The 19,440-nt window shown below is 62.5% G+C and carries 20 protein-coding genes; 10 read left to right on the top strand and 10 right to left on the bottom strand.

Annotation, left to right across the window (positions count from 1 at the left end; genetic code table 11):
- Positions 1 to 44: 44 nt before the first annotated feature.
- Entirely contained in the window at positions 45 to 896 is an 852-nt protein-coding gene (locus ACM5SV_RS01540; protein WP_221969010.1) for a sugar phosphate isomerase/epimerase family protein, read from the bottom strand.
- A gap of 341 nt (positions 897 to 1,237) precedes the next feature.
- On the opposite strand from ACM5SV_RS01540, the gene ACM5SV_RS01535 reads away from it, so the two are divergent.
- From ACM5SV_RS01535 to ACM5SV_RS01520, 4 genes are read left to right on the top strand one after another with little or no spacing between them, the layout of a single operon-like run.
- Positions 1,238 to 2,125, top strand: a complete 888-nt coding sequence (locus ACM5SV_RS01535; protein WP_012755374.1) for a sugar phosphate isomerase/epimerase family protein — start codon at positions 1,238 to 1,240, stop codon at positions 2,123 to 2,125.
- Positions 2,126 to 2,184: 59 nt separating this feature from the next.
- Complete coding sequence (locus tag ACM5SV_RS01530; RefSeq protein ID WP_003562969.1) at positions 2,185 to 3,354, top strand: mandelate racemase/muconate lactonizing enzyme family protein; 1,170 nt, start codon at positions 2,185 to 2,187, stop codon at positions 3,352 to 3,354.
- 2 nt (positions 3,355 to 3,356) lie between these two features.
- On the top strand, positions 3,357 to 4,046 hold the full coding sequence (locus tag ACM5SV_RS01525) for a FadR/GntR family transcriptional regulator (RefSeq protein ID WP_003562968.1): 690 nt from the start codon (positions 3,357 to 3,359) through the stop codon (positions 4,044 to 4,046).
- A 25-nt stretch (positions 4,047 to 4,071) separates the two neighbouring features.
- The gene (locus ACM5SV_RS01520; RefSeq protein ID WP_419424940.1) at positions 4,072 to 5,046 is read left to right on the top strand and encodes a hydroxyacid dehydrogenase; all 975 of its coding nucleotides are present in this window, start codon (positions 4,072 to 4,074) and stop codon (positions 5,044 to 5,046) included.
- A gap of 79 nt (positions 5,047 to 5,125) precedes the next feature.
- On the opposite strand, the gene ACM5SV_RS01515 is transcribed toward ACM5SV_RS01520, so the two are convergent.
- The 7 genes from ACM5SV_RS01515 to ACM5SV_RS01485 form a co-directional block, all read right to left on the bottom strand.
- Positions 5,126 to 6,202 (bottom strand): ABC transporter ATP-binding protein, encoded by a 1,077-nt coding sequence (locus tag ACM5SV_RS01515; RefSeq protein WP_017996410.1) that lies wholly within the window; start codon positions 6,200 to 6,202, stop codon positions 5,126 to 5,128.
- Positions 6,202 to 7,311 (bottom strand): ABC transporter ATP-binding protein, encoded by a 1,110-nt coding sequence (locus ACM5SV_RS01510; RefSeq protein WP_012755377.1) that lies wholly within the window; start codon positions 7,309 to 7,311, stop codon positions 6,202 to 6,204. Before ACM5SV_RS01510 ends, ACM5SV_RS01515 begins: the two co-directional genes overlap by 1 nt.
- Entirely contained in the window at positions 7,308 to 7,511 is a 204-nt protein-coding gene (locus tag ACM5SV_RS01505) for a hypothetical protein (RefSeq protein ID WP_003562960.1), read from the bottom strand. The genes ACM5SV_RS01510 and ACM5SV_RS01505 overlap by 4 nt, the downstream gene beginning before the upstream one ends.
- Complete coding sequence (locus ACM5SV_RS01500) at positions 7,508 to 8,467, bottom strand: carbohydrate ABC transporter permease (RefSeq protein WP_003562958.1); 960 nt, start codon at positions 8,465 to 8,467, stop codon at positions 7,508 to 7,510. The genes ACM5SV_RS01505 and ACM5SV_RS01500 overlap by 4 nt, the downstream gene beginning before the upstream one ends.
- A 1-nt stretch (position 8,468) precedes the next feature.
- Positions 8,469 to 9,374 carry a carbohydrate ABC transporter permease gene (locus tag ACM5SV_RS01495; RefSeq protein WP_003562956.1) on the bottom strand — a complete coding sequence of 302 codons (906 nt, stop codon included), beginning with the start codon at positions 9,372 to 9,374 and terminating at the stop codon, positions 8,469 to 8,471.
- A 155-nt stretch (positions 9,375 to 9,529) separates the two neighbouring features.
- Positions 9,530 to 10,840, bottom strand: coding sequence for an ABC transporter substrate-binding protein (locus ACM5SV_RS01490; RefSeq protein ID WP_003562954.1), 1,311 nt, complete (start codon positions 10,838 to 10,840; stop codon positions 9,530 to 9,532).
- Positions 10,841 to 11,208: 368 nt separating this feature from the next.
- Positions 11,209 to 11,847, bottom strand: coding sequence for a TetR/AcrR family transcriptional regulator (locus ACM5SV_RS01485; protein WP_017996408.1), 639 nt, complete (start codon positions 11,845 to 11,847; stop codon positions 11,209 to 11,211).
- A gap of 99 nt (positions 11,848 to 11,946) precedes the next feature.
- Here ACM5SV_RS01485 and ACM5SV_RS01480 point away from each other — a divergent pair, with 99 nt between their 5' ends.
- The 4 genes from ACM5SV_RS01480 to ACM5SV_RS01465 are packed head-to-tail and all read left to right on the top strand — an operon-like array spanning position 11,947 to position 15,659.
- The gene (locus ACM5SV_RS01480; RefSeq protein WP_003562950.1) at positions 11,947 to 13,143 is read left to right on the top strand and encodes a Tm-1-like ATP-binding domain-containing protein; all 1,197 of its coding nucleotides are present in this window, start codon (positions 11,947 to 11,949) and stop codon (positions 13,141 to 13,143) included.
- Positions 13,144 to 13,154: 11 nt separating this feature from the next.
- The gene (locus ACM5SV_RS01475) at positions 13,155 to 13,997 is read left to right on the top strand and encodes a phosphoenolpyruvate hydrolase family protein (protein ID WP_419424939.1); all 843 of its coding nucleotides are present in this window, start codon (positions 13,155 to 13,157) and stop codon (positions 13,995 to 13,997) included.
- Between the two features lie 25 nt (positions 13,998 to 14,022).
- Complete coding sequence (locus tag ACM5SV_RS01470; RefSeq protein WP_003549741.1) at positions 14,023 to 14,436, top strand: cupin domain-containing protein; 414 nt, start codon at positions 14,023 to 14,025, stop codon at positions 14,434 to 14,436.
- A 32-nt stretch (positions 14,437 to 14,468) separates the two neighbouring features.
- Positions 14,469 to 15,659, top strand: a complete 1,191-nt coding sequence (locus ACM5SV_RS01465) for a M24 family metallopeptidase (RefSeq protein WP_419424938.1) — start codon at positions 14,469 to 14,471, stop codon at positions 15,657 to 15,659.
- Positions 15,660 to 15,730: 71 nt separating this feature from the next.
- Here ACM5SV_RS01465 and ACM5SV_RS01460 read toward each other — a convergent pair whose 3' ends face one another.
- Together ACM5SV_RS01460 and ACM5SV_RS01455 are read right to left on the bottom strand one after the other, a co-directional pair.
- Positions 15,731 to 16,324 (bottom strand): DJ-1/PfpI family protein, encoded by a 594-nt coding sequence (locus tag ACM5SV_RS01460; protein ID WP_419424937.1) that lies wholly within the window; start codon positions 16,322 to 16,324, stop codon positions 15,731 to 15,733.
- A gap of 56 nt (positions 16,325 to 16,380) precedes the next feature.
- The gene (locus tag ACM5SV_RS01455) at positions 16,381 to 17,079 is read right to left on the bottom strand and encodes a GntR family transcriptional regulator (protein WP_221995429.1); all 699 of its coding nucleotides are present in this window, start codon (positions 17,077 to 17,079) and stop codon (positions 16,381 to 16,383) included.
- Positions 17,080 to 17,175: 96 nt separating this feature from the next.
- Between ACM5SV_RS01455 and ACM5SV_RS01450 the strand changes: the two genes are divergently transcribed.
- Together ACM5SV_RS01450 and ACM5SV_RS01445 are read left to right on the top strand one after the other, a co-directional pair.
- Positions 17,176 to 18,210, top strand: a complete 1,035-nt coding sequence (locus ACM5SV_RS01450) for an Ldh family oxidoreductase (RefSeq protein ID WP_419424936.1) — start codon at positions 17,176 to 17,178, stop codon at positions 18,208 to 18,210.
- Positions 18,207 to 19,436, top strand: a complete 1,230-nt coding sequence (locus ACM5SV_RS01445) for an iron-containing alcohol dehydrogenase (RefSeq protein ID WP_419424935.1) — start codon at positions 18,207 to 18,209, stop codon at positions 19,434 to 19,436. Before ACM5SV_RS01450 ends, ACM5SV_RS01445 begins: the two co-directional genes overlap by 4 nt.
- Positions 19,437 to 19,440 lie beyond the last annotated feature (4 nt).

Raw genomic sequence — 19,440 nt, 5'->3', positions numbered from 1 at the left:
GCCCGATGGTTCCCTGATCGACCGCGGCGAGAATCGGTTGGTATTCATGCCGCCGCGTGCCATCCATCGCGGATATGGCGGTAGCCTTCGCGATAGACCGCTTCCGGTGTCTCGGAAAAGTCGCGCCAGACCTTTGTCGCGGCGGCGAGTTCCTTGAGCGCCCGACCGAAGGCCTCGATTGTCAGCCACCCATCATAGCCGCTCGCGCGTAGCGCCTGGAACGTCTCCGCCCAGGGAATGTTGCCGCGCCCGGGTACGCCGCGGTCGTTCTCCGAAATGTGGACATGCACGATGCGGTCACTGTTTCGCGTGAACGCGCCAATGGGATCGGCTTCTTCGATATTGCTGTGGAACGTGTCGTACATGGCGCGGATATGCGGATGTCCGACCGCGTCGATATGGGCCGCAAGATCGTCCATCGTGTTGAACAGGTAGCATTCGAAGCGGTTCAGCGCCTCAAGCCCGATCGTGATGCCATGCTTTGCTGCATGATCGCCGATCGCGCGTTGCGAGGAAACCGAGCGCTTGAGTTCGGCCCCGCTCGGCCCGCTTCCCGAAAATTTGCCGAGCGTCGAATGCAGCGGGCCGCTCAGCATCGTCGCGCCGAGCGCATCGCTGCAGTCGATGGCCCATTTCATGTAGTCGATGCCGCGCCTGCGGGTCGCGTTGTCGGCGGCGATCAGGTTCATCTGCGGATCGCCCATGGCGGAAACGGCGGTCCGTTCCAGGCCGATCCGGTCAAGCATGTCTGCCAGCCGATGGTAGTCGTCGGGTGTGCCCGAAAAGATCGGGATCTCGACACCGTCAAACCCCGTGTCCTTGATATCGCGTAACAGTGCCTCGTGTTTCCGGCCGACACTTGTCGTCCACAGGAACATGCACATGCCGATCTTCATCTCCCCTCCACTTGGCCTGCGGCCACTCCGAGATGGTTTCAACGTCCTATCACTTCCAGATCTGGTCATACCAAATCTTGGAATCTGGTCAAGCCAGTTTATTACACGCTTGGGATGCCGGATTCGCGCCTAGGTGAGAAAATCAGTCTTAAATATCGACCGGCTAACGAAATATCGACCTTTAAGCCCCGCCTTGCAGAGGGTCAAGAATTGAGCTAGAGCTTTCAAATAACGAGAATTGGCCAAACCAGATTGCCAGGATGGCGAGAGCGGCCAACGATAACACAATTTTTGCCGCCCGATTGGCGGTGGACCGTGCTGCAACTGTCTGGGAGGACCTCATGCATCTTTCGACACATAACTGGATGCGGGCCGAGCCGCTCGCCGTCACGCTGAAGCGCATCAAGAAATATGGCTACGAAAGCATCGAGATATCCGGCGAGCCGGCGCAGTACGACGTCAACGAGACGCGGGCGCTGCTGAAAGAGCATGGCATCCGCTGCTGGGGCGCCGTTACGCTGACGCTCGGCGAGCGCAATCTTGCCGCCAGGGATGAAGGCCAGCGCGCCAGGTCGGTGGACTATGTCAAGAGCGTCATCACCATGGTCAGCGAACTCGAGGGCGAGATCGTCACCCTCGTGCCGGCGACCGTCGGCAAGGTGGTGCCGGATGGCACCGAGGAGGAAGAGTGGACATGGGTGGTGGACGCTACCAAGGAGTGTTTTGCCCATGCTCAGAAGAGGGGCGTGCGCATTGCCGTCGAGCCACTCAACCGTTTCGAGACCTATTTCTTCAACCGTGCCGCCCAAGCGCTGGCGCTCGCCGATGCCGTCAGCCCCGAATGCGGGGTTTGCCTTGATGCCTTCCACCTGAACATCGAGGAGGAAGACATGTATGAAGCGATCCGGCTCGCTGGAAAGCGCCTGTTCGATTTCCACGTCGCCGATAACAATCGTTTTGCCGCCGGCCTCGGACAGCTCGACTGGCCGAAGATCATCGGCACGCTGAAGGAGATCGGGTACGACGGCGCCGTCACCAACGAATTCGTCGCTCCGGTCGACCGCACGCCGGCCTCAAAATATCCGGACATGGTCGAGCGCAACCCCGTCGATATTCCCCCGGAGCAACTGAAATTTATCCAGGACCACGGCTCGAGTCTTCTCACTGAGAAGTTCTACGACGATCAGATGCGGATAACCGCCGAGACGATCCTGCCGCTGATCAAGTAACGAACGGAAAGACAAATGCCCTGCGGCTCGCGGGCCGTGAGGGGCAGGGGATCCGAGACATGCGCATCAAGACCGTAGAGGCCTGGTGGATTAAAATTCCCATCGAGGCGAGCCGTCAGCACCGCAGCGACTTCGGCCGTCTGACGACCTTCGATAGTGCGATCCTGCGGATCGAAACGGACGACGGCATCGTTGGCTGGGGAGAGGGCAAGAATGCCGCGGGCAGTTCGGGCACCTATGGCACGCTGGTCCACATGCTCAATCACGAGATTGGGCCGAAGCTCATCGACCGCGATCCCGCCGACATCTCCACCATTTGGGAGATGCTCTATAACGGCGTACGCCACGAGACGGCGGCGAGTTCGGGTCACGCCATGCCCGAGATCGCGCGGCGCGGCCTTTCCGTCGCGGCGATCAGCGCGGTCGACATAGCGCTCTGGGACATTCTCGGCAAGTCGCTCGGCGTCCCCGTCTGGAAGCTGCTGGGTGGGCGCAAGGCGGACAGGTTGCCCGCCTATGCCTCGGGCGGTTGGGAGAGCGTGGACCGGATCGGCGAACAGCTCCGGTCCTATGTCGCGGCCGGTGGTTTCAAGTCGGTCAAGATGCGTGTCGGTGCGATGGATCGTGCGCTGCATGTCTCGGCATCGCGCGTGCGGGCGGCTCGCAAGGCAATCGGCCCCGACGTCGACCTGATGGTCGATGCGCACGGCACCTATACTGTTGCGGAGGCAAAGCGCTTCATCCAGATGGTCGCCGATTGCGACCTCGCCTGGTTCGAGGAGCCGGTGATAGCGGATGACAAGCCGGGCATGGCGGAGGTGCGCGCGGCTGGGAACGTGCCGATCGCTGCGGGCGAGAGCGAGGCGACGCGTTTCGCTTTCCGAGATCTTGCCATGCTTCGGGCCGCCGACATATTCCAGCCGGATCCCGCCTTCTGCGGCGGCATTACGGAGGCGATGCGCATCAGTTCGCTCGCCAGCGCCTTCAACCTCCGTTTCGCGCCGCATCTTTGGGCCGGCGCGCCCTGCTTCTTCTCCGGCCTGCACTTGTGCGCGGCCTCCCCGGCAAGCTTCATCATCGAATATTCGCTCGGCGCCAATCCGATGATCCACGATCTTGTCGAGGACACTGTGTCGGTGAAGGACGGTATGGTAGAGATCCCGGACAGGCCTGGCCTGGGCTTCACGATCAATCAGCGGGTCCTGGAGACTCACGCGCAAAGACAGTGACGATGAAAGAAAACTCCCTCCTCTCCGATCTCGCAGCCCACCTGTTCTCGAACTCGAGCGGCAACGGCCGTACGCCTTCGGAGCGAGAGCTTGCGGAGCATTTCGGCGTCAGCCGGGGCCAGGTTCGCGAGGCACTGGCCATTCTTGAGGCAATGCGCATCGTCGAGCGCCGGGCCAAGTCGGGTATTTATCTGACGACCACGGAGGCGAGCGTGGAGGCAATGGCACTCTTTGCCCGCGCCGGCGTGCCACTTGACCCTATCCTGATCTACGAGACCGTGGAGCTTCGCAAGATCCATGAGATCAAGGCCGCGGAACTCGCATGCAATCGGGCGACGGAGGAGAATTACCAGCACTTGCGCGATATCCTCGCCGCGTCGGAGGCGAAGCTTGCCGCCGGCGAGGGGCTGGCGCGCGAGGACCGGGATTTTCATTTGGAGATCGTCCGGGCCACCAAAAATAGCGTCTTCCATCGGGTGTGCAGCGTCTATTACGTCATGGGCGAGCACCGCCTGCCGATCTACTTTGCCGACGCCGCCCGCAGCCGCCGCTCGCATGAGGAACATATCCGCATCTACGAGGCGCTGCTTGCCCGAGACGGCAATCTCGCCCAGGCGCTGATGAGCGCGCATCTTCAAGGTGCGGAAAGCTATTGGAAGGGCCTTATCGGCGGTCCAGCGACGGCAGCCTGATAGGCGTAACCGGCGGGGAGGGCCGATGAGCTTCATCTTTTCCACACATCCCCTGCACCCTGCGGCCAGGTCCATGCTCGAGGCTGCGGGTGATCTGCGCGTCGCTTCCGCGCCCGATCCTGAAACATTGCTGCGGGAAGGCCGCGGCGCGGGCATCCTCGTCATACGAGCGCCGATCCCGCCGGCCTTCTTCGAGGATGCGCCGGCACTTCGCGCGGCGATCCGCCATGGTGCCGGGCTCGACATGGTGCCGATGGATGCGGCGACCCGCGCCGGCGTGCTTGTCGCCAACGTCCCGGGCGCCAATGCCTCGACTGTCGCCGAGCACGTCTTCCTCGTGACACTGGCCCTGCTTCGGCGCTTCCGCCTGATGGACCGCGAACTGCGTCAGAACGCCTGGGTGGCGGGCCGCGCCCAATCGGACGCGGCCGTCGACCTCGCCGGCCGCACCATGGGCATCGTCGGCATGGGCAATGTCGGCAAGGCGATCTTCAAGATCGCGAAGTTCGGTTTCGGCCTGGAGGTGGTGGCCACGAGCCGGTCGCCGGAAAGCGTGCCGGACGGCGTGCGTTTCCTGACGATCGATGAGCTTGTTGCGACGGCCGACATCGTGGTGCTTTGCTGCCCGCTGACGCCGGAGACGACCGGCTTGCTCAACGCCGGTCGCATCGGGCGCATGAAGCCCGCGGCCATTCTGGTCAACGTCTCGCGCGGCCCGGTGATCGATGATGCGGCGTTGGTCGAGGCGCTGCGCGATGGTCGCGTCGGCGGAGCCGCGCTCGACGTCTTCGCAACGCAGCCGCTGCCGCTCGACCATCCCTATTTCGGCTTTGACAACGTCATCGTCACGCCGCATCTGGCTGGTCTGACGGAAGAGAGCATGATGCGCATGGGAACAGGCGCGGCGAGCGAAGCCCTGCGCGTCATCAAGGGCGACTTGCCCGTCAATTTGTGCAATCCCGAAGTGGTAGAACACTACCGCCGGCGCTTTCCCGCATAGCGCCTCGTCGCGACAACTCGAAACGCTCGCTGCCCCTGCCGTGCCGCCGAGGCCGCTGGCATCCTTCGGACCGATCAGGTCAGCCCGCGTGCCGCAGGCTTACACCGCTTCCGGCGTCAAACAGCACGACCTTTTCCGGATTCCACGAAAAGCGAACCTCATCCTCGATCCGAAGCGCCGTCTGTGTCGGCACGGTCGCGTGGATGAACCTCTCGCCGGTGCGCAGCGTCACGATCTTTTCGACACCGTGATTTTCCACGTCGTGGACCCGTGCTTCGCCGGGCGCGCCGCTGTCGAGAAAAATGTCCTCGGGACGGATGCCGAAGGTGAGCGGGCGACCGTCTGTCGCGATCCCGTGTCCTTTCCCGAGGGGCAGCCGGTAGCCCTCGCTCGCCACTGCTTCGCCGCCGGCAAGCGTGCCGGCGATCAGGTTCATCGGCGGCGAGCCGACCGCGCGCGCGACGAAGGTGTTGACCGGGTTTCCGTAGATCTCCTGCGGCGTACCCGTCTGCACCAGTTGACCATTGTTCAGGACGCCGATCTTGTCGCCCATCGACATGGCCTCTATCTGGTCGTGAGTGACGAAGAGGAAGGTCGCGCCGAGGTTCATCTGCAGGTTTTTCAGCTCGGTGCGAAGTGCTTCGCGAAGCTTCGCGTCGAGCGCCGAAAGCGGTTCGTCCATCAAGAAGACCCGCGGTTTGCGCACGATGGCCCGGCCGATCGATACGCGCTGCATCTCGCCTCCCGACAGCCGGTCCGTCTTGCGGTCGAGCAGATGCTCGATGCGCAGGGTCTTCGCAACGCGGTCGACGCGCTCCTTGATTTCTCCGGGCTCAACGCGACGGATACGGGATTTCAATGGAAATTCCAGGTTCTCCCGTACCGTATAGCGCGGGTAAAGTGAATATTGCTGGAGCACAAGGGCCACATCGCGCTCCGCGGCACCCCAGTCGGCAACGTCCTGCCCGTCGATGAAGACCTGGCCTGCGGTCGGCTTTTCGAGACCGGCGATCAGGCGCAGCGTCGTCGTCTTGCCGGCGCCGGTCTGCCCGAGCAGCACGAAGAACTCGCCGTCAGCAATGTCGATGTTCAGGTTTTTCAGCGCCGTGTGGTTGCCGAAGGTCTTGGTGATGCCCTTGAGTTCGATATGCGCCATCAGAGTCTGATCCCCAGCGACGAGCCGGTCGCGGTGTTGAAGAAATGTGCCTGGGCGGGGTCGATGCGTGCCCAGACGGCTTCGCCGGGACCAGGCACGAAACCGCTCTTGGTGCGTGCCCTGATCATCTGGCGACCGACCTTCAGGTCCACGATGTCGTGCGAGCCGAGAGGCTCGATGATATGCGCCTCGACCGGCATGAAGCCCTCGCGGGCCTCCCGTGAAACAAGCACGCCCTCAGGCCGGACCCCGAGTGTCAGCTTGCCGTTCTCGGCTCTTGCGTCAGAGAGGCGGTTGGCCAGCACGGCGGGGAACTCGAAGCCAGTCGTCCCGTCGCCAATCTGCACGCTGGTATGGCTGCCCGTTTCGCTTATAGTCGCCGGCGCCATGTTCATGACCGGGCTTCCGACGAACTGGGCGACGAACGTGTTGGCGGGTTGCGCGTAAACCTCTTCCGGCGTGCCGACCTGCTGAAGGATGCCCTCGTGCATGATGACGATGCGGTCGGCGAGCGACATGGCCTCCACCTGGTCATGCGTCACGTAGATGGTGGTTGAACCCTGCTTGATATGCAAACGCTTGATTTCCGCCCGCATCTCCTCGCGCAGCTTCGCGTCGAGCGCACCGATCGGCTCGTCCATCAGCATGGCCTTTGGCCGCCGCACCAGCGCACGGCCGATTGCGACCCGCTGCATGTCGCCGCCTGACAGCGCCGAAGGCTTGCGGGCCAGCAGACCGGCGATGCGCAGCACACCGGCGATCTCGCGGACCGACGCATCGACATCGGCACGGCTCATCCGGGTAGCGCGGAGCGGGAAGGCGATGTTCTCGTAGACCGTCATGTGCGGATAGAGCGAGAAGGATTGGAACACCATGGCGATGTCCCTGCCGGACGCCTTGATATGCTGCACCGGCTGCCCGTCGATCAGAATGTCGCCTTCGTCGATCGTTTCCAGCCCCGCGACGGCGCGCAATGTCGTCGTCTTTCCGCAGCCCGATTGTCCAAGGAGCACGATGAATTCATTGTCGGCGATGGCGAGATTAAGGTCTTTGATGACCTGGACGGCACCGAAATATTTCTGAATTCCGCGAAGTTCGATCTGCGTCATGAATGGTTGCCTTCGTCTGGTTGCGCGTCCCGCGGGATTTTGGTCGTCACCATGAAGGCGATCAGTCCGACGAGCGTCATCGTCATGCCGTAGCGATGCAGAAACAGGTTCCAGGGCTGGCAGAGCGCGATAATGCCGAGGATCATCAGATACTGTGAAGCGGGTTCGAGATATTTCTGGTTCAAGGCGCGGAAAGTCATTTGCGGATCGCTCCGAAGCTCATGCCGCGCAGGAGATGGTTCCTGAGCAGGAAGGTGAAGATGGCGACCGGTAGCAGGAACAGGAACGTGCCGGCCGCAATGACCGTCCAATCCGGCAGGCCTGAGCCGACCTGGCTCGGGATGAAGGGTGGAGCCGTTTGCGCGCGTCGGTTGGTCATAATTAGCGCAAATGCATATTCGTTCCAGGCCGTGATGAAGCAGAAGACCGCGGTCGCGGCGATTCCGGTCGCTGCTTCCGGGATGACGATCTTGAAAAAGGCCTCCATCCGCGTGTAGCCGTCGACGAGCGCGGCCTCCTCGTATTCCTTCGGGATCTCGTCGATGAAGCCCTTCATCAGCCAGACGGAAAAGGAAAGGTTGAAGGCGGTGTAGAGGATGATGAGGCCCCAATGCGTGTCGTTGAGGCCGACGACGCGGTACATGAGGAACATCGGGATTGCCACGACGACGGGCGGCAGCATGCGCGTCGACAGGATGAAGAAGAGAAGGTCTGCCTCCCCCTTCACTTTGAAGCGCGAGAAGCCGTAGGCTGTGAAGGTTCCCATGCCGACGGCCAGCACCGTGGACGTGATGGCGACGATCAGCGAGTTCATGAAGCGGTTCGGATAGCCTGAGGGCTGCACCTCGCCGCGGCCGGAGCGAACGATCTTCTCGCCGCCGTCGAACACCATCCGCTCCCACCAGGGGGCGGCGGCATATTCTTCAGGGCTCGGCGCCCCGCGCAGTTGCGAGCGCTTGGTGAAGAGCTTCACGAAGGGCGAGAGTTCCGGCTCGAAGAGCACCGTCGGCGGAATGGTGGTGGCAAGGTTGCGCGGCTTGAAGGCCGTCGAGGTGATCCAATAGATCGGCGCCAGGAAGATCAGCGTGATGACCAGTACGGCGGCGATCGCCACCCGGTTCAGCGCGCGTTCGGAGCGGGTTTGGACGGCAGCCATCTCAGCGCTCCTTCACTTTGTTGAGGTACTTGACGTAGATGTTGGTGATGGCGAGAACCATGATCAGGACGATGTAGGCGAGTGCGCAGGAGCGCCCCGTCTGCCATTCCTGGAAGGCCATCTTGTAGAGCCGGATGGAGATCACCTCGGTCGTCGGTTGGCTGGTCAGGATGTACGCGAGGTCGAAGGTCTTGAAGGCCTCCATCGTGCGGAAGATGATTGCGATCATCAGGATCGGCGCCACCAGCGGCAGCGTGATGCGGAAGAATGTATAAAACGGCCCCGCCCGGTCGATCGCCGCTGCCTCGTAGAGATGCTTTGGCACGGCCGAAAGGCCGGCAAGCGACAGCAGCATCACGAAGGGCGACCACATCCAGATGTCCGTGATTGCGACCGCATAGAGCGCCATGTCCGGATTCGACAGCCACTCGAAGGAGCCGAGGCCGAGTGCGTAGTTGATGATGCCGAAGGACGGGTCGTAGAGCAGCTTCCAGAAGAGGCCGACCACTGCCATCGAGAGCATCATCGGCAGCAGCAGCAGCGTCGTCAGAAGACCCTTCAGCGGGATATCGCGGTTGAGCAGCATCGCGGTGCCGAAGCCGACGATCACCTGCCCCGTCACAGAGACGATCACATATTTCGCGGTGATGGCGAAATTCGACCAGATGAAAGGATCGTTCAGCAACTCGCGGTAGTTCTGCAGGCCGACGAAGTTGGCCGGCGCGTTCGACGAAGCGCGAAAGTCGGTGAAGGAATAGCCGAGCGAATAGATCAGCGGAAAGATGTTGAAGACGATCAGGAACAGGATCGTCGGAATGATGAAGAGATTGCGAATCCGGATGTCGCTCATGCCGCGGGATGCGGCACGCGATTTCGTGTCCAGCGATGTCATGACTGCGGTGGCCAATCCTCTCCTCCTCCGAGAGTTCGGCGCCGGATGCCGGAACGGCATCACGATGCGCGAAGTGAATTCCGGGCGCCGCGCCCTCTTGAGCCGCGCCTTCAACGCGGAGATGCAGAATGAAATGGGAGGGGCCGCGGCCCCTCCGCTGAGCGCGCTTGCTACTTGTGGCGTCCGTATTTCGCGAACGTCGCGTTCCAGTCCGCTGCCAGGGATTCGAGCGCTTCCTTCGCCGTGCCTTGGCCGGCAGTGACGAAGGGATAAATGCGCTGGTTCATCTGGATCAGCAGTTCGGCATATTCAGGCGTTGCCCAGAAGTCCTTCACCTTGAACATCGTCTCGTAGAAGGCCTTGTTATAGGGTGTCGCGTTCTGAAACTCCGGCGATTCAAGCACCTTGGCGCTTGCCGTATAGCCGCCGAGTTCGGCCCAGCGCTTCTGGGTCTCGTCCTTGATGAACCATTCGAGGAATTTCATCGCCTCTTCCTGGTTTTTTGAGTAGGAGATGACCGATATGCCTTGGCCGCCGAGCGCTGCGAATTGCTCGCCGTTCGGGCCCGCCGGATTGGCAAAGAAGCCGGTAACCTTGGCGTTCGGGTTGGACGCCTCGTTCACCAGGGCCGGGAAGAAGGCGAAGTAGTTCATGCTCATCGCCGCCAGGTTCTCAGTGATCGCCTGGTTGTTCTCGACGAAGAAGGACTTGGCCCAGCCCGGTGGCGTAAAGCCGTAGAGCTCGCGATAAAGCTCGAGCGCCTTGACGTTCTTCTCGGAATTGATGATGCCGTCGACCTTGTAGCTCTGGTAGTCGCCGAGTTCGCCTCCAAACGAGAAGATCGCGTTCTCGACACCCATGACGAGACCGTCATAAGAGTTGTCGGTGTAGATGGCGATTCCGTATCGCTTCTGGTCTGGACGGTGGAAGAACTCGGCGATGTCACGCATCTCGGCCCATGTCTTCGGCGGTGCGAGATCGTAGCCGTATTTGGCCTTGAACGCCTCCATCTCCTTGGGGTCTTCGAACCAGTCCTTGCGGTAGGACCAGCCGACGGCGTCGCCTTCGGCCGGAACCGACCAGTACTTTTTCGAGTTCGACGGATATTCGGCGTAGTATTTCACCGTTGCCGGGGCCATCACCTGGGTCAGATTGTGCTTGGTGAAGAAGTCGGTCAGATCGACGTAATGGCCGGCTTCTGACGCTGCCCCGATCCACTGACTGTCGCCGACGACCATGTCATAGGCTGAACCCTTGGCGTTGAACTCGGTGAAGGCCTTGGTCTGGAAGTCGGCCCACGGTGTGGTCTCGACCGTGACCTTGACGCCGGTTTGAGCCTCGTATTCGTTGACGAGTTCCTGAAGGTAGTTTGCCGGATCCCACTCGGCCCAGAAGATGGTCAGTTCCTGGGCCTGTGCGGATGTTCCGCACGCCCACATCAATCCGACACCGGCCAACAGACCGGTCATAGTTTTGCGCATAACGTTTCCTCCCATTTATGCACGCCTCCCGCTTCATCGCGGGCCTCCCGATCTGGCTTCCCGATCCTCCTGGGTGGTGTTCGTGCTAGGGGTCCTCCTCGACCCCTAGCTCGTTTCAGATCTCAAGCCTGAATGTCATTAACTTGATCTGGTATTACCAAATGCCATTATCGTCAAGCGCAACCTGGGAGACCTCTCGTCAAAGGCTCGTCTTCAGGATTTCGCTGTCATTCCCCTGTAATTCCGGGCCTGCCGACGCAGTCGTGGCGGGCCGCCTCACATTCATCATCGCCGATCCGGACCACAATACAAGAACATATTACTGCCACTGGTCTAACCAGTTGTGCGCCAAGTCTGGGCGCGCCACGTTATGCCCCGCTCTCTGCCTGCCGTAATGCGGTATCGACAAGAGCCCTGGCGGCCCACTCGGCAACAGACTGCGCGCCTTCCGAGGTCAGGCCCCATATATCCTTCAATACGATCAGCACCTCGACGCCGAAGACAAGCGAAAGCGCCTGTGCAAGGCGTTCCCGGGATTCGGGCGGCACAGTGCCCTGCAGGGGGGCCGTGACGCTCTTCAGCAGGTCGACCCGGTGGCCGCGCTTGAACAGCGGCTCGTTGCCGAGCGTGCCCGCCTGGCGCTGCGCCCACTGGTCCAGCGAAAGTTTCAGCGCCGCCTTGAAGGTGGCCTCGAACTCGTCGATGCGCGGCATTGCAGTCGCCAAGAGGTCGGCAACGCGAGTGCGTGCGTCCGGACTATCCGATGACCAACTGAGTATCGGCCCCAGAGCCTCATCCACCACGGCATGCACGAGCACGGCCTGGCTCGGAAAGTAACGGTAGGCCGTCGCACGCGAGACTTCGGCTGCCTCGGCGACTTCACTTACCGACGGCGTGATGCCGGACTGCATGAGCCGCGTAGCCGTTTCAAGCATCAGTTTTCGCGTTCGGGCACGCGGGCCTCGCTCGGTCCTGGCTGTTTCGTTCTGTTGACGTGAGACATCCATGTCTTTATGATACGCACGTCTCACAAATTTGCAAGGGCCCGTCGCTTTGTCCCAACGTGAGATATGCCGGGAGGAAATCCACCCGGTCTCGGAGGGGAAATGAAGCAGATCTACGTGGTCGGCACGGCCGACACGAAGGGCGAGGAGCTTGCCTATCTTGCCGCTTGCATCGAAGCGGCGGGCGGCGGTGTTGTCCGCGTTGACGTCGGCATAGGCGAGCCTGCGACCGCCGTCGATGTGAAGGCCGACGCAGTGGCGGCGTGCCATCCGGACGGGGCTGGAGCCGTTCTTGCCAGCGGGGACCGCGGAAGTGCGGTCGCGGCGATGGGCATTGCTTTCGCGCGCTTCCTTGTGGAGCGCCAGGACATCGCCGGCGTCATCGGTATAGGTGGAGGCGGAGGCACTTCGATCATTACCGCAGGCATGCGCCAATTGCCGCTCGGTCTGCCAAAGATCATGGTCTCGACGCTCGCATCCGGCGATGTGGCTCCCTTTGTCGATGTTTCAGACATCGTGATGATGCCTTCGGTCACGGACATGGCGGGCCTGAACCGGCTGAGCCGCGTCATCCTTCACAACGCCGCTCAGGCGATCACCGCCATGACCCACCGCCCGGCTGAGGTGACTGCATCCAAACCGGCCCTCGGGCTTACCATGTTCGGCGTTACCACACCTGCCGTATCGGCCATGGTCGAGCGCCTCCGAGCAGATTATGATTGCCTGGTCTTCCACGCCACAGGCACGGGCGGGCGGGCGATGGAGAAGCTTGCCGACAGCGAGCTCATCTCTGGCGTGCTCGACATCACGACGACCGAGGTCTGCGACCTGCTTTTCGGCGGCGTCCTGCCGGCCACCTCGGACCGTTTCGGCGCCATTGCTCGCAAAGGCTTGCCCTATATCGGTTCGGTTGGTGCGCTCGACATGGTGAACTTCTGGGCGCCGGCGACCGTTCCGGAGCGTTATTCCGGTCGGCTGTTTTACCAGCACAACCCGAACGTCACCTTGATGCGCACGACGCTGGCCGAATGCGCGCAGATTGGTCGCTGGATCGGCGACAAGCTCAATCTCTGCCACGGCCCCCTACGCTTCCTCATTCCCGAAAAGGGTGTTTCGGCCCTCGACATCGAAGGCGGTGCGTTCTTCGATCCGCAAGCCGACGCCGCGCTTTTCGCCGCGCTCGAGGCGACGGTGAAGCCGACGGCGTCGCGACGTATTATTCGCCTGCCGCTCCATATCAACGACCCAGATTTCGCCGAGGCCGCCGTCGCGGCCTATCGTGACATCGCCAACCCCTGAGAGACAAATCGATGCCAGTCATACCGCGCAACACCATCCTCGAAAAATTTCACGGCATGATCGCAGCCGGCGTGCCGATCGTCGGGGGCGGGGCCGGCACGGGCATCTCCGCCAAGGCCGAGGAGGCAGGCGGCATCGATCTCATCATTATCTACAATTCCGGGCGCTACCGCATGGCGGGGCGCGGTTCGGCGGCCGGACTGCTCGCCTATGGCAATGCCAACGAGATCGTCAGGGACATGGCGCTCGAAGTGTTGCCGGTCGTGAAAAAGACGCCGGTACTCGCCGGCGTCAATGGCACGGACCCCTTCGTGCTGATGCCGCGCTTCCTCGCCGACCTCAAGGCAATGGGCTTTTCCGGCGTACAGAACTTCCCCACAATCGGCCTCTTCGACGGCCGGATGCGGCAGAGTTTCGAGGAGACAGGCATGAGCTACAATCTGGAGGTCGAGATGATCGCCACCGCCCACGGGCTCGACCTGCTGACGACGCCCTATGTCTTCAACGAGAGCGAGGCTGTCGCCATGACGGTCGCCGGCGCCGACATCATTGTGGCGCATATGGGCGTGACAACCGGCGGCACGATCGGCGCCACCTCCGGCAAGTCGCTCGATGACTGCATCGATGAGATCACCGCGATCGCCAAGGCAGCGCGTTCCGTGCGCGACGATGTCATTGTGCTCTGCCATGGCGGGCCGATCTCCATGCCGGAGGATGCGCGCTACGTTCTCGAGCGTTGCCCTGGCTGCCACGGCTTTTATGGCGCAAGCTCGATGGAGCGCCTGCCGGCAGAGGCGGCAATTCGTAAGCAGACGGAAGATTTCAAGGCGCTCGCCATCGGCGCGGTCGTCTGAGCAAGGACGTGGAGGAGGCCGTTTCATGGTAAAGGACAAGTACTTCATCTATCCTAAGGATGTGAGCGCCTTCGGCTTCGACTGGGGCAAGCTGTCACTGACCGTGGCGCCCGAGGTCAACGGCGCCAGTCGCTTTTCGGGCGGTGTCGTCGAACTGCCAAGCGGCGAAGGCCATTCCCGCCACAATCATCCTGGCGCGGAGGAAATCATTTTTGTGATTTCCGGCGAGGGCGAGCAAATGGTCGAGGACGAGACGGGTAATCCGATCACGAGGAAGGTCGCCAGCGGCTGCACGATCTATGTTCCCGAAAGTCGCTTCCATTCGACGAAGAACACTGGCGGCGGGCCAATGCTCCTCTTCGTGGTCTACTCACCGGCGGGGCCGGAGCTTGCGCTTCGCGACTTGCCGGACTTCCGCCTGCTGCCGCCGGGCTTTTGAGGCGTCGCATCCATTTTCTGGGAGGAAAGACAATGAACGACAATGCAGGGCAAACAAGGCAGGCCGCCGTGACGCCGTTCGATACGGCCAAGCTCGACCGTCTCATGGGGGAAGCCGGTATCGACGTCATTGTCGCCACCTCCAAACACAACACGCAATATCTCATGGGCGGCTACAAGTTCATCTTCTTCGCGGCCATGGATGCGATCGGGCATAGCCGGTATCTGCCGATGGTGATTTATGAGAAAGGCGCGCCCGATCACTCCGCCTATGTGGGCAACCGCATGGAGGGCGCAGAACACCAGAATAATCCGTTCTGGACGCCCGCCGTGCATACGGCGACCTGGGGCACTCAGGATGCCGCCGGGCTCGCCGTCGAGCACCTGAAGAAAATCGGCAAGACCGGTGGGCGCATTGGCATCGAGCCAGCCTTCCTGCCATCCGACGCCCGCGACCTGCTTGCCGATCGGCTGGATGGCGCCCGATTTGTCGATGCCACGCATGTGTTGGAGCGGTTAAGGGCGGTCAAGACGCCGGATGAACTGGCAAAGCTGAGACGCGCCTCCGAACTGATCACCGACTCGATGCTGGCGACGGTCGCGGCGGCCCGCGCCGGTTCGACGAAGATGGAGATCATCGAGCAGCTGCGCCGGGAGGAAACGAACCGCGGCCTGCACTTCGAATATTGCCTGCTGACGCTCGGCTCCAGCCACAACCGCGCGGGCTCGCCGCAAGCCTGGGTCGAGGGTGAGATCCTGTCGATCGATTCCGGCGGCAACTATCACGGATATATCGGTGACCTGTGCCGCATGGGTGTGCTCGGCGAGCCGGATGCGGAGCTGGAGGATCTTCTGGCCGAAGTCGAATGCATCCAGCAAGCGGCCTTCGCCAAGGTCAGGGCAGGGGCTGCGGGCAGGGAGATGATCGTGGCAGCGGAGGCCGAGCTCAAGGCCTCGCCGTCAGCGGCCTTCACCGACTTTTTCTGCCATGGCATGGGCCTCATCGCCCACGAAGCGCCATTCCTCATGACGAACCACCCCGTCACCTATGATGGCATCGATGCCGACAAGCCGCTGGAAGCCGGGAGCGTGATCTCGGTCGAGACGACGATGCTTCACCCAAAGCGCGGATTCATCAAGTTGGAGGATACGCTCGCCATCACCGATGGCGGCTATGAAATGTTCGGCGAGCGTGGCCGCGGCTGGAACCGCGGCGGAGCGTGATTGCTGGCCCAACCGCAAACAAGGTCCGGCAGATGTCACCTGCCGGGCCTTCTGTTATTTGGTCCGTCGTCTCAGGTGTGGTGAATCTCCGTTCCCAGCACATTCAGGCATTCGCGGATAAAGGCGGCGAGCGCCGTCCAGCCCTTGGCCGAAACCATCGTGCCATCGACATAGGCTTCGGTTGGCGAGAGGTCGATATAGGTCCCGCCCGCCAGGGTGACTTCGGGTTCGCAGGCCCCAAGTGCACCCACCTTCTTGCCGCGAACGACACCGTCGACCGCGATCAGGATCTGGACCCCGTGGCAGATGGTGAAGATCGGCTTCTTCTGCTCGTGGAAATGACGCACCATTGCCTGCACCCGCTTGTCGGTGCGGATATATTCCGGTCCGCGCCCGCCGGCGCAGTAGACGGCATGATACTGGTCGAGCTGGTTCTCGGCCTCGGAAAACGTCTTGTTGATGGTGACGTTGTGCCCGAGTTTTTCGGTGTAGGTCTGGTCTCCCTCGAAATCGTGCAGCGACGTCCTGAGGATGTCGCCGGCCTTCTTGTCCGGGCACACGACGTGCACCGTGTGGCCGACCGCCTCCATCGCCTGCTGATAGACGAAGATTTCGTACTCCTCGGTGAAATCGCCGGTGAGCATCAGGATTTTCTTGCCTGGCATGGGTTCTCCTCCTCGTTGTCAGGTCGGGCAGGCTCGTCCTTGCCCGGCGCGGTTGCTCAGATTTCGTCGAATGCCGGCAACAGCCGGTCGCGCGAATGTTCGATATGAATGCGCATTGCGTTCGCAGCCGCGCCCGGGTCGCGCGCCGCAAAGGCATCGAGCAGCGTCTGATGCTCGGCGAGCGCCTCCTCCGTGACGCGGCGATGGAACATCAGGCGGAAGATATGGAAATGCGTGTGCTGGAATGTCAGCATCTCGCGGATCAACTCGTTGCCGGCAAATTCCATGATCCGGTCGTGAAAGATGGCGTCCTGGCGCGCGAAGGCCGAATAGTTCGCTCGTTCGTCCCTGTCGTCGCTGCGGGTCATCACGCCCGCGGCCTCGGTGAGAATGGCCAGCTTTTCGTCGTTCATCGCCTCGGCTGCCTTCGCAGCGCCGGCGGGTTCCAACAGCAGACGCAGTTCATAGAGCTCGTCGAAGCGGTGGCGCGTGATCTGCGGCGCGGCACGATAGCCAACGAGATGCTGCTTGACGACGAGGCCTTCGCCTTCAAGCCGGCCGAGGGCTTCGCGGATCGGCGTATGGGAGACGTTGAACTCCTTGACCAGGTTGTCGACCGTGATGCGCGTCCCCGGCGCAATCTTCAACGACATGAGCTGGTTGAAGATTGCCTCGTAGACGTCGCCCGCCAGGCTGTTGGCGCGCGGTATCTGGCTTGTGCCCGTTGGGGGTTCCTTCGGTCTCGTCGAAATCATCTGCTGCCTTGCCTCTTGACAGGTTCAATCGCTAGCACGATGCTGCGGCCAAGACAATCCTATATCCTATACGATTTAATATAGGGAGGAGAAATCATGCGCATATCCGAAGCGGCAGCGCTTGCGCTTGCCACCCGCCTGCTGGATGAGCATGGCGCACCGCGTGACCATGCGGCCCTGCAGGCTCGCGTTCTGGTGACGGCGGAGATGAAGGGGCACCCGTCGCATGGCCTGTACCGGCTTCCGCGGCTGGTCGAACGGATCGAGGCCGGGGTCATTGACCCGCAGACGAAAGGCACACAGCGCTGGCGCGCGGACGCGGTGCTGGAGGTGGAGGGGGCGTCGGGACTTGGCCCCGTCGTCGCCATGGCCGCGATCGAGCGGCTATCGCCTCACATTGCGGATCTTGGCATCGGCCTTGTCGCCGTGCGCAACGCCAACCATCTCGGCATGCTCGCGCATTATGTGGAGGCCATCGCCGCAATGGGTTTCGTCGGCATCGCGCTCTCGTCGAGCGAGGCGCTGGTCCATCCCTTCGGCGGTACCCGGGCCATGCTCGGCACCAATCCCATCGCTATCGCCGTGCCGACGGCCGAGGAACCGCTCGTGCTTGACCTGGCCACCAGCCTCGTGCCGATGGGCAGCATCCATCATCACGCGGCGACCGGCAGGCCCATTCCCGAGGGATGGGCGCGCGATGCGGCCGGTAACCCGACGACCGATCCGGGGCGTGCGAAGGCCGGCGCGATTGCGCCCTTCGGCGACGCGAAGGGTTACGGGCTCGGCATCGCCATGGAGCTGCTGGTGGCAGCTCTTGCCGGCTCGGCGCTCGCGCCGGATGCGCGCGGCACGCTCGACAGCCAGTCGCCATGCAACAAGGGCGACGTCTTCATCTTGATCGAGCCCAGTCTGGCGCCGGGATTGCCGGCGCGACTGTCGACCTATCTCGATGCCGTGCGCGCTTCACCACCCGCCAGCGCCGGCAAACCGGTTCTCGTCCCGGGCGACCGTGCCCGCCGGCGGCGAGCGGCGGCAAGCCGCAACGGGTTCGAGATCGACCAGCGCCTGTGGGAAGACCTCAACGCGCTTTCGCACCCCCGCATTCTGGCCTTCGAGGGACAAAGATCATGAGCCTGTTTGCCGCCTTGAGGCTGCCGCGGGAAATTCTGTTTGGCGTCGGCCAGCGCCATGCGCTCGCGAGCGTCGCCAGCAGAACCGGCCGGCGCGCACTCGTCTGCACGGATGCGCGTTTTTCCGCAACACCGGTCTTCGCGGAAATGATCGCCGCGCTTGAAGCAGCCGGCATTGTCGTGCTGGTTCATGACCAGACGCTGCCGGACGTGCCGCAAGAAACTGTCGCGGTTTGCGTTGAGGCCGCGCGCGGCTTTGAGCCCGATATGGTGATCGGCATCGGTGGCGGCAGCTGCCTCGACATGGCGAAATGCGCTTCGCTCCTGCTCGCGCACGGCGGCGCGCTCGCCGATTACTACGGTGAGTTCAAGGTGCCGGCGCCCGTCCTGCCGGTCATCGCCGTGCCGACGACGGCAGGCACAGGCTCAGAGGCGACGCCGGTCGCGGTTGTTTCCGATCCTGACCGTACCCTGAAGGTTGGCATTTCCAGCCCATATCTCATCGCCGCAGCGGCGATCTGCGACCCGGAACTGACCTTATCCTGCCCGCCCGGGCTTACGGCGATTGCCGGTGCGGATGCGTTGACGCATGCCATCGAAGCCTTCACCGCCATGCGCCGCCCCGGCGATCCAGAACTCGCGCAACAGCATGTCTTCATCGGCAAGAGCGATCTCTCCGACCAGTTCGCGCTGCATGCCATCCGGCTCCTCAGCCGGAGCCTGGAAAAGGCCTTCGTCGACGGCGCCGACATCGATGCGCGCGCCGATGTGATGATGGGCGCGCTCGCAGCCGGCTGCGCCTTCGGAACGGCGGGTACTGCTGCGGCCCATGCCGTGCAATATCCGGTCGGCGCCTTGACCCATACGCCGCACGGCCTCGGGGTTGCGACCATGCTGCCCTATGTGATGACATATAATCGCCGCGTCGCGGGCGCGGACATCGCCATTGTCGGTAGGGCGCTCGGCCTCGATCCCACCGGTGTGGAGGACGACGAGACGCTCGCCGATGCCGCGATCGGCGAGGTGAGCCGCCTCTTCGCCGCGATCGGCATCGCGCCGACGCTTGCTGGGCTCGGACTGCCGGAAGACCGGATCGACTGGGCCGCAGAGCAGGCGCTCGGCATCGGCCGGCTGATCAAGAATAATCCACGCTCCTTCGATGCGGCCGCCATGCGCGGCCTGGTGCGGGCCGCCTATGACGGCGACCTGGCCGCTTCCGCCCTCTGACCTG

This window comes from Rhizobium sp. CRRU65, from assembly GCF_048551595.1.
Taxonomy (GTDB): Bacteria; Pseudomonadota; Alphaproteobacteria; order Rhizobiales; family Rhizobiaceae; genus Rhizobium; species Rhizobium leguminosarum_J.
The sequence above is the reverse complement of the archived record's forward strand: the minus strand, read 5'-3'. Positions and strand labels throughout refer to the sequence as shown.